8 protein-coding genes are annotated in these 8,995 nt (G+C 62.2%); 3 read left to right on the plus strand and 5 right to left on the minus strand.

Translation table 11 applies throughout. From position 1 onward, the window contains the following. Positions 1 to 163: 163 nt before the first annotated feature. The 5 genes from H7U37_RS13595 to H7U37_RS13615 form a co-directional block, all read right to left on the minus strand. Entirely contained in the window at positions 164 to 1,954 is a 1,791-nt protein-coding gene (locus H7U37_RS13595; protein WP_204876509.1) for a sensor histidine kinase, read from the minus strand. Further along, the gene (locus H7U37_RS13600) at positions 1,951 to 2,625 is read right to left on the minus strand and encodes a response regulator transcription factor (RefSeq protein WP_243413572.1); all 675 of its coding nucleotides are present in this window, start codon (positions 2,623 to 2,625) and stop codon (positions 1,951 to 1,953) included. Before H7U37_RS13600 ends, H7U37_RS13595 begins: the two co-directional genes overlap by 4 nt. 229 nt (positions 2,626 to 2,854) lie before the next feature. Beyond that, a complete protein-coding gene (locus H7U37_RS16110) occupies positions 2,855 to 3,895 on the minus strand; it encodes a TPM domain-containing protein (RefSeq protein ID WP_204876511.1) in 1,041 nt (346 codons plus the stop codon). Positions 3,896 to 3,935: 40 nt separating this feature from the next. Further along, positions 3,936 to 5,111 (minus strand): toxic anion resistance protein, encoded by a 1,176-nt coding sequence (locus tag H7U37_RS13610; protein WP_204876512.1) that lies wholly within the window; start codon positions 5,109 to 5,111, stop codon positions 3,936 to 3,938. A gap of 29 nt (positions 5,112 to 5,140) precedes the next feature. Further along, positions 5,141 to 5,884, minus strand: a complete 744-nt coding sequence (locus H7U37_RS13615; RefSeq protein ID WP_204876513.1) for a 5-bromo-4-chloroindolyl phosphate hydrolysis family protein — start codon at positions 5,882 to 5,884, stop codon at positions 5,141 to 5,143. Positions 5,885 to 6,107: 223 nt separating this feature from the next. Between H7U37_RS13615 and ilvA the strand changes: the two genes are divergently transcribed. The 3 genes from ilvA to recR all read left to right on the plus strand — a co-directional run bounded on the left by ilvA (position 6,108) and on the right by recR (position 8,662). Beyond that, positions 6,108 to 7,319: a threonine ammonia-lyase gene (gene ilvA, locus H7U37_RS13620; protein ID WP_204876514.1), complete on the plus strand. Its 1,212-nt coding sequence runs from the start codon at positions 6,108 to 6,110 to the stop codon at positions 7,317 to 7,319. Between the two features lie 77 nt (positions 7,320 to 7,396). Further along, on the plus strand, positions 7,397 to 8,041 hold the full coding sequence (gene rpe / locus H7U37_RS13625; protein ID WP_204876516.1) for a ribulose-phosphate 3-epimerase: 645 nt from the start codon (positions 7,397 to 7,399) through the stop codon (positions 8,039 to 8,041). A gap of 15 nt (positions 8,042 to 8,056) precedes the next feature. Continuing rightward, the gene (recR, locus tag H7U37_RS13630) at positions 8,057 to 8,662 is read left to right on the plus strand and encodes a recombination mediator RecR (RefSeq protein ID WP_204876517.1); all 606 of its coding nucleotides are present in this window, start codon (positions 8,057 to 8,059) and stop codon (positions 8,660 to 8,662) included. The last annotated feature ends 333 nt before the right edge of the window (positions 8,663 to 8,995 follow it).

The following is an 8,995-nucleotide window of genomic DNA, read 5'->3' on the forward strand; positions in this document are numbered from 1 at the left end:
CCAAGCAACTTGCTGTCCACAACCGCCGCTCAAACAACTTTCCCATGAGGCCCCTGGGCTGGCTTTCTCCCTCTGAGTTCACTGTCCAATATGTTTGACAAACCTACAGGGAAGGGAAAAACCGAGGCGTATGAGTCCGTATTACAGTTTATCAGATGGCGCCTCACCGCGCAAGGCGGCCGGCGTTATTGACAGGAAGTTCCACCCGGAGCACCACGCCGCCGGGCCGGTTTTCCGCCGTACAGCGTCCGCCGTGAAGCGCCAGGATACTCTTTACCAGCGCAAGCCCCAGCCCGGCCCCGCCGCTCTCCCGGTCCCTGGCCCAGTCTCCCCGGTAAAAGGGTTCAAAGATACGTTCCAGGGCTTCCGCCGGGATGTTGGGACCGTCGTTGTCCACGGTAAAGACCGTCTCCTCTCCTTCCCGCCGGAGCCGCACCGTCACCGTACCGCCGTTGGCGCAGAACCGCGCCGCGTTGGAGGCCAGATTGTCCGCCGCCTGCTCCATGCGCCTCCGGTCGCAGGTATTGGTACAGTCGTCCAGCAGGAGGGATAATGTTCCGCCTTTTTGGGCTAAAATCTGTTCATAGCGGCCGAACACCTGGGCCAGCAGCGCTTTCAGGTCCACTGCTTCCATCCGGAGGGGTGTTTTCCCGCTGTCGATACGGGTCAGCTCCAGCAGATCCTCCACCAGTTTTCCCGTCCGGTTGGCCTCTTCCATCAAAACACGAAGATATGCTTCCCGCTTGTCCGGCGCGATGTCCTCCTGCAAGCCCTCCGCATAGGACCGCAGCACCGCTGCCGGCGTCTTTAACTCATGGGCCACCGCCCGCATCAGGTCCCGTTCCCGCTCCAGGTCCTGTTTTAACGCCGCCTGGGCGTGGTTGAAGGCATCGGCCAGCTGATTGATTTCTCGTACTGGTCCCAAAACGGTACATTTTGTACCCGACGCTGTGGCCCGCTGCAAATTCTCCAGCGGCTGGATGATCTGCTTGGCCAGATAGCGGGAGAGGAACAGGAGTACAGCCAGAGCCAGCAGCAGAGATTTGATAAGCGTACCGCCAATACGTTCCCAGATGATCTCGCTTTTGGATAGGGAGATACCCAGATAAATCTGACCACGGTCCTGCATGGGGCCGTCTGACTGGTCGGCACGCTCCGTCTGACTGTCAGTTGGCATATAGACAGAAACAGAATCCACCCACTGGACGTGCTCTCCCCGGATCGCCCGATCCACCAGAATCTGCGCCATCTCAAAGTGCTGCAAGTGTCGTTCCATTTCTTCCCGCTCCGCCGGTTTGCCCGTTTCTGTCCACTCCGCAATCCTGCTGCTCAGCTCCAGATAGTCCACCGGTACCGTCTCCAGTTCTGTGTCCTCCTCTCCGATGTCCACCACCAAATCGTTTCCGCCATTGGTCAGCCGCAGGATGATCTGGTGGACATGTACCGTATTTCCATCCACCCAGCCCCGCACCTCTGCTTTTCTCACCTGGACATCGCGGCTCAGTTCATATGTATCCCACTCTCTTCCGATTTTCTCATTTTTCGCCAAAATCCATTCCGCCAGAATCAATTGGCCCTCCCGGTCCAGATTGTCCAGATTCAGCTGTACCACTTCTCCGGTATCCGCCCGAACGGCTTCCCCCCAGGAAATGGAACTTTCTGCCGCCCGCTGACCGGATGGGTCCACAGCCACCAAGGCAGCCTCCGCATCTCCTTGTGTGATGCCGCTCTGGTATTGATGCAGAAACGCGCGTTCCCGTTCCCACGCATCTTCCGGCAGGTTATAAAAATACATTACATCCTGGTGCAGCTTCTGCTCCAGGCTGTTGTCCACCTCTTCCACTGTCTGGAGCAGCAGCAATCCCATGAGCAGCGCCCAGATACCCAGCACCGTCCCTGCCATGGCCCATATGAGACGCCACCGCAGCGGTTGTCCTGCTTTGTGCTTTTTCATTTCGCTCCCTCCTTCAACTGATAGCCCGCTTTATAGACGGTTTTGATCTGTTTACCCGCCGGGCCCAGCGCCGCCCGGAGGTTTTTGATCTGCACATCCACCGCCCGGCTGTCCCCCTCGAAGTCAAGGCCCCACACCTTATCGAGAAGCTGTTCCCGGCTCAGGACCTGTCCTCTGTTGCGCATCAGGCACAGCAGCAGGTCAAACGCCCGGGGCGAGAGGGGGCAGGGCTGGCCGGACACGGCGCAGGTCCGGGGCCCCGGGTGGACGGTGACGGCCCCGCAGGTCAGCACCTCGCTGCTGCTCCCAGCCGTCCGCCGGATGAGGGCCATGGTCTTGGCGTAGAGCACCGCCAGGGAAAAGGGCTTGGTGATGTAGTCGTCCGCCCCCAGCTCGTATCCGTGGAGGGCGTATTCCTCACCCCCCAGGGCGGTGAGGAATAGCACCGGTACGCCGCTTCTCTCCCGCACCGCCCGGCACACCGCGAAGCCGTCCGCCCCGGGCATCATCACGTCCAGCAGCACGGCGTCGTAATCGTGGGCCCGCAGCAGGTCCAGCGCCTCCTCGCCGTCCTTGGCCAGGGTACAGTCCGCACCGTGGGCAAGGAAGTAATCTTGGATGATGGCCGCCAGGCGGGGCTCATCCTCGGCGGCTAAAATTTGATAGGCCATGTTGGTTCCTCCTTTCTTCCGAGGATAGGGTAGCATAGAGTTATGTTGGTTTTGTGTTTTGCGCAAAAAAGGACCCGTCGCCATGGTTGGGACGGGTCCACAGGAAGATATAAGAGGGACGGGGTGTGCACGCGCCAGCGCGTGCAGGGGGATTCCGCACGCCGCGGCATGCGGCCAGGGACGCCGTCCCTGGACCCCGCCGCTTTTTGCAAAAAGCGGGCAAAAACCGTTATCTCCGGCCGCCGCCAAAACCGCCGCCCCGGCCACCGCCGAAGCCGCCCCCACGGCCGCCGCCGTGACCGCCGCCGAAGCTGCCGCCTCTGCCGGCGCCGGAGCGTCCGCCGCCATGACCGCCGCCGAAACCGCCGCCCCGGCCAAAGCCGCCCATACCGCCGAAACCGCCGGGATTTCCGCCGCCAGGCCGGGGACCGCCGGGCCTGGGACCGCTTCCCGGTCCGGGTCCACGGGGACCTCTGGGGGGAGGCGGACTGTGCCACCGGCGCTCATACCAGCCCCAGCCAGGCCGGTGCCAGAACAAGATGGGCCGGAACACCACCGGAGGCGTACCCATTCCGCCATAGCGGCGGCGGTAGGTGTCATAGCGGTAGTGGTCGGCAACGGAGGCCGCCAGGAGCACCGCCACCACCAGAACCACCAGAATGGTGAGCCAGCGGGCGGGGGTGTGGTAGCCCGCGGCGGAATAGCCGCTGTACCCCTCGTTGCCCAGGCCGAAGGTGTCATAATAGAGTTCGTTGACGGCGGAGAAAAGGTTCAGAACGCCTTTCCCGTACCGTCCGGCGGCAAAGTCGGCCTCCAGATACTGGTCCAGGTAGCGGCTGACCACGTCGTCGGGCATCATGGAGTAAAAGTCGTCGCCGGTGAGGAAATAATAATCTCCAGACCCGGCGGTCTCCAGTACCAGGATGGCGTCGCCCGCGCCCAGCTGCCAGCGGTTGGCCCAGTCCAGGGCGGTATCATAGAGGGAGTCGTCGCCGCTCTCGGTGAGGGTCACCACGGCGACGATGCTGTTATACCGCGCATCCCAGTTGGCGTTGTAGAGCAGGATGGATTTCTCCTCGCCGGCGGAGAACAGGTCCGCGCCGTCGGAGAGGTATTTGGAGAGGTAGGCGGTATCCAAGGTGGTATCCAGGTCGGTTTTTCCGCCCGCCACCTGCTGCTGCGGGCGGCGGAGCTGACCGATGCCCACAGCCGCCGCGATCAGCACCAGTACAACGAGAACGGCTACCCAGGTTTTTTTCCATACTTTCATGAGAGGTTCTCCTTCCGGTCAGGGGAAACGGAAACGGTACTCAGCCCCGCAGCTCCAGCAGCTTCTGCTTGAGCTGGCCCTCGATGCGGCCCAGCTCAGCCTCGGCCTCCCGGCGCTTCTGGGCGCCCTCGTTCTGGATCTTCATGACCTCGTCCAGGGTGGAGATGAGCTGCTCGTTGGTGTGCTGGAGGGTCTGGATGTCCACCACGCCCCGCTCGGCCTCCCGGGCGGTGTCGATGGTGCCCATTTTGAGCATCTCGGCGTTTTTGCGCAGGAGGTCGTTGGTCATGTTGGTGACGGCGCTCTGGGCCGCGGTGGCCTGGCGGGAGTGCTCCAGCCCCAGGGAGAGCACCATCTGGCTCTTCCAGAGGGGGATGGTATTCACCAGAGAGGACTGGATCTTTTCCAGCATGAGGGCGTCGTTGTTCTGAATGAGGCGGGTCTGGGGACCCATCTGGATGGAGATCATCCGGGTCAGCTCCAGGTCGTGGAGCTTCTTTTCAAAGCGGCTGCACATGTTGGCCAGGTCGTTGTAAGCCTGGGCGTCCTCCTGGGCGCCGGTCTGGGTGGCCTTGAGGCGCAGCTGCTCCAGCTCGTTGGCCCGCACCTGCTGGAGGCGTTTTTTGCCTGCCAGGATATACATGGTGAGCTCTTTATAGTATTTGGTGTTGAGCTCATACATCTGGTCCAGCATGGCGATGTCCTTCATCAGGGTGACCTGATGGCCCTCCAGAATGGTGACGATCTTGTCCACGTTGACCTCGGCCCGGGTGTAGGCCACCTTCAGGGCCTCCAGCTCATCCTTTTTCTTCTGGAAAAAGCCCAGAATACCGCTTTTTTTCTCCTCCGGCGCGCCGGCGTGCTTGAGCTCCACCACCAGGGAGGAGAGGGCCTCGCCGATTTCTCCCAGGTCCTTGGTGCGCACCGATTCCAGGGCGTTCTCCGAAAAGGCGGCGATGTTCTTCTGGGCGGCGGCGCCGTACTGAAAGACCAGGTTAGAGTCGGTGATGTCGATTTTCTGGGCAAAATCCTCCACCATTTTCCGCTCGCTCTCCGAAAGGCGGCTCTCCTCCAGCGCCACGCTGTCCACATCCTTCCCCGCCTGGGCGGCGGCTGCGGTGGGGTCCAGCGTCAAGGTGGGGGCCTGAGGCGCGGCGGGCACGGTCTCATTGGGCGTCAGGGTCAGCTGAGGGGTCATATCCATTTGATCTGCCATGGTGGTTCTTCCTTTCTTATTCTCTTATTTCAATTGCCGGGCATCTGCATCCCGCCCAAACCTTCCCGGGCCAGCATCTGCTCCAGCACAGTGATGTCGGTGGAGATGTCCAGGGCCTCGTCCCCGAACAGGCCGTCCAGCTGCTGGTCAAAGGCTTTGACGATGGTGTCCATAATATCCTCCACCCGGCCCTTGGTGCCGTCGATGTTGGCCCCCGACACGCCCGCGGCGTCCATCCGGTCGTAGGCGTTGAGCAGCTTGAGGGTGGTGGGGAGGTAATAGTTCAAAAAGCGCCGGATCTGGGGGAGCTTGGCGGGATTCTGGGCCACATGGTCCAGGATCTTTCCCGTCACCTGCTCCAGGTGGTCGATCTGGTCGGAGATTTTTTTGTCGGCGATGCTGTCGCTGAGACGGCGCATCTCGCCCACCGCCCGGTCCCGCTCGGCCAAAAGGGCGGCCACCTCCGGGTCCGTCTCGGGCGCGGTCTGCCTGGTCTGCTGTTCCCGGGCGGGCTGCTCCTGCTGGGTCTGTCCGCCCTTGGACGACCAATTGTAAGCCTTGGCCTCCGCCTGCTTCTGCTCCGGCTCCGGCTCGGGCGTATTGATCTGGCGGTCCGGCCAGATCTTCCGCGCCGCCAAAAAGACCACCGCCGAGGCCGCCGCCGCCGCGGCGTAATGGATGGGCTCGTAAAGGGGCAGAAAGATCCCCCAGGCCAGCCATGTGACGCCGATGGCATAGATGGGCGCCGTGGAACGAATTACTTTCTTTGCCATAGGAAGTCCCTCCAGGGTCTGAAAGAGTGTTCAGATTCATTGTACCTTTCCCGGATGTAGGTGTCAAGAACACGTTGACTTTAGGGGAAAAAGTCAGTATGATATAGGGTATATTGGCTGAAAGGACCATGTGCGCTGGGCGCTGACGCCCTCCCACCGCCCCCGGCCACACTAAAGAACGACCGCAGCCGCCCTGTGTGTCGGGAGAGAAAAGAGGACCGCTATGCTCACACTCAACGAATTCAAAAACGCCCGCAGCGTACTCTCCGGCGTCATCTCCAAAACCAGCCTGGTTTACAGCCCCGCCTTTTCCAAGGCCACCGGAAACAACGTATACATCAAGCCGGAAAATATGCAGGTCACCGGCGCCTACAAGATCCGCGGCGCCTATTATAAGATCAGCACCCTGACCGAAGAGGAGAAGAGCCGGGGCCTCATCACCGCCTCGGCGGGCAACCATGCCCAGGGCGTGGCCTACGCCGCCCAGGCCGCCGGCGTGAGCGCCACCATCGTCATGCCCACCACCACCCCCCTGGTGAAGGTCAACAACACCAAGGACTACGGCGCGGAGGTCATCCTTCACGGCGAGACCTTCGACGACGCCGCCGCCCTGGCCGCCCAGCTCTCCGAGGAGCGGGGCCTTACCTACGTCCATCCCTTCAACGACCCGGCCATCGCCACCGGTCAGGGCACCATCTCCTATGAGATTTTCCAGGACCTGCCCGACGTGGACGTGATTTTGGTGCCCATCGGCGGCGGCGGACTGGCCACCGGCGTGGCCACCCTGGCCAAGCTCCTCAACCCCAGCGTCACCGTCATCGGCGTGGAGCCCACCGGCGCCGCCTGCATGAAGGCCAGCCTGGAGGCCGGCCATGTGGTCACCCTCCCCACCGTCAACACCATCGCCGACGGCGTGGCCGTCAAGACCCCCGGCGACCAGATCTTCCCCTTCATTCAGCAGAACCTGGACGACATCATCACCATCGACGACAGCGAACTGGTGGACGCCTTCCTGGATATGATGGAAAAGCATAAGATGATCGTGGAAAACGCCGGACTCCTCCCCATCGCCGCCCTGTCCCACCTGAAATGCCGGGGGAGCAACGTGGTCCCCGTGCTGTCGGGCGGCAATATGGACGTCATCACCATCTCCTCCCTGGTGCAGCATGGCCTCATCAACCGGGGCCGGGTGTTTACCTTCTCGGTACAGCTCCCCGACCGGCCCGGCGAGCTGCTGCGGGTGGCCCAGGTGGTGGCCAAGGAAAACGGCAACATCATCAAGCTGGAGCACAACCAGTTCGTCAACATCAACCGGCAGGCCGGCGTGGAGCTGAAGGTCACCACCGAGGCCTTCGGCCATGTCCATAAAAATACCATCCTGGACGCCCTCCGCGCCCAGGGCTACGACGCCCAGGTGGTCAACACCATTCTCTGAGCCGTGGGCCTCTCCATCCAGTATAGCACCGGCTTTGTGTCCTTCGCTTTTCGATTTTTTTACAGGAGGATGAAAACATGATTAAAATTGCTCCCTCCATCCTGTCGGCCGACTTCGCCAATCTGGAGCGGGACATCCGCCGGGTGTCCTCCGCCGACTGGCTCCATGTGGACGTGATGGACGGTCATTTCGTGCCCAACATCACCATCGGCGTGCCGGTGGTCAAGTCCATCCGCAAATGCACCGACTTTTTCCTGGACGTCCATCTCATGATCGAAAAGCCGGCGCGCTATGTGGAGGCCTTCGCCAAGGCGGGGGCCGACCTGCTCTCGGTCCACCTGGAGGCCGACGGTCCCGCCGGCATCGCCGAAGCCCTGCGGGCCATGGACGACTGCGGCATAAAAAAGGCGGTGGCCCTTCGGCCCATCACCGCGCCCCGGGCCATTCTCCCCTATCTGGAGCAGCTGGACATGGTGCTGGTCATGACGGTGGAGCCCGGCTTCGGCGGCCAGGCCTTTATGGACAGCCAGCTGGATACCATCGCCCAGGTCCGCTCCCTCATTGACCGAGTCAATCCCTCCTGCCGGCTGGAGGTGGACGGCGGCATCAATGCCAAGACCGCCCCCCGGGTCATCCAGGCCGGCGCCGACACCCTGGTGGCCGGCTCCGCCGTCTACGGCGCCGCCGATCCCAGCGTGGTCATCTCGGCCCTGCGGGGCTGACCGGGGAGGATATCCATGCAGTATTTTCCCCCGGCTTTGGAAAAACTCACCGAGCAATTTGCCCGCCTTCCCGGCATCGGTCACAAAAGCGCCCAGCGTCTGGCCTTCTATATTCTGTCCCAGCCGCCGGAGGAGGTCCAGGCCTTCGCCGACGCCCTCACCGGGGCCAAGCACGCCATCGCCCTGTGCCCCATCTGCCAGAACCTCACCGAGGGCGACGGCCCCTGCTCCATCTGCGCCAATCCCAAGCGGGACAAATCCACCATCTGTGTGGTGGCCAGCCCCAAGGACGTGGTGGCCATCGAGCGGGCCCGGGAATATGAGGGGGTTTACCATGTGCTCCACGGGGTCATTTCCCCCATGAACCATGTGGGACCCGATGACCTGTACGTCAAGGAGCTGCTGGGCCGGGTGGCCGAGGGTCCGGTTCGGGAGGTCATCATGGCCACCAACCCGGACACCGAGGGCGAAGCCACCGCCATGTACCTCTCCCGGCTGCTCAAGCCCTTCGGCGTGAAGGTCTCCCGCTTGGCCTACGGCATCCCGGTGGGCAGCCACCTGGAATACACCGACGACGCTACCCTCATGCGCGCCCTGGAAGGCCGCCGCGAGATGCGTTAAACGAAAACACACCTTCTTCCCTGTCTTTTCAGGTTGGAAGGTGTGTTTTTTATCCATCATAGGGGCGCACAACGTACACCCGCCGCTTATCGCCTGGGTTGAACAAGGACGCGGGCGACCACAAGGGTCGCCCCTATGTGTGGGGCGAATACCGCCTGCCCACCGCCGTTTATTGCCATGGTTCCGAAACAAGGAAGCCCCGGACCAGCGGTCCGGGGCCCAGGCTGTCGAAAAAGTGGAACGTGTTGCAGGAAACGTCAAAATGCCTGCATGGATGCGGGCGACCACAAGGGTCGCCCCTACAAGACGGGAGGGGATCGCACTCCCCCGCCG

The organism is Pseudoflavonifractor phocaeensis, from assembly GCF_016901735.1.
In the GTDB taxonomy this organism is placed as follows: Bacteria; Bacillota; Clostridia; order Oscillospirales; family Oscillospiraceae; genus Pseudoflavonifractor_A.

What these genes read in the sequence shown, in the direction of transcription:
- H7U37_RS13595 (WP_204876509.1), bottom strand. Translation starts at nt 1,954, where the DNA reads ATGAAAAAGCACAAAGCAGGACAACCGCTGCGGTGGCGTCTCATATGG.
- H7U37_RS13600 (WP_243413572.1), bottom strand. Translation starts at nt 2,625, where the DNA reads ATGGCCTATCAAATTTTAGCCGCCGAGGATGAGCCCCGCCTGGCGGCC.
- H7U37_RS16110 (WP_204876511.1), bottom strand. Translation starts at nt 3,895, where the DNA reads ATGAAAGTATGGAAAAAAACCTGGGTAGCCGTTCTCGTTGTACTGGTG.
- H7U37_RS13610 (WP_204876512.1), bottom strand. Translation starts at nt 5,111, where the DNA reads ATGGCAGATCAAATGGATATGACCCCTCAGCTGACCCTGACGCCCAAT.
- H7U37_RS13615 (WP_204876513.1), bottom strand. Translation starts at nt 5,884, where the DNA reads ATGGCAAAGAAAGTAATTCGTTCCACGGCGCCCATCTATGCCATCGGC.
- ilvA (WP_204876514.1), top strand. Translation starts at nt 6,108, where the DNA reads ATGCTCACACTCAACGAATTCAAAAACGCCCGCAGCGTACTCTCCGGC.
- rpe (WP_204876516.1), top strand. Translation starts at nt 7,397, where the DNA reads ATGATTAAAATTGCTCCCTCCATCCTGTCGGCCGACTTCGCCAATCTG.
- recR (WP_204876517.1), top strand. Translation starts at nt 8,057, where the DNA reads ATGCAGTATTTTCCCCCGGCTTTGGAAAAACTCACCGAGCAATTTGCC.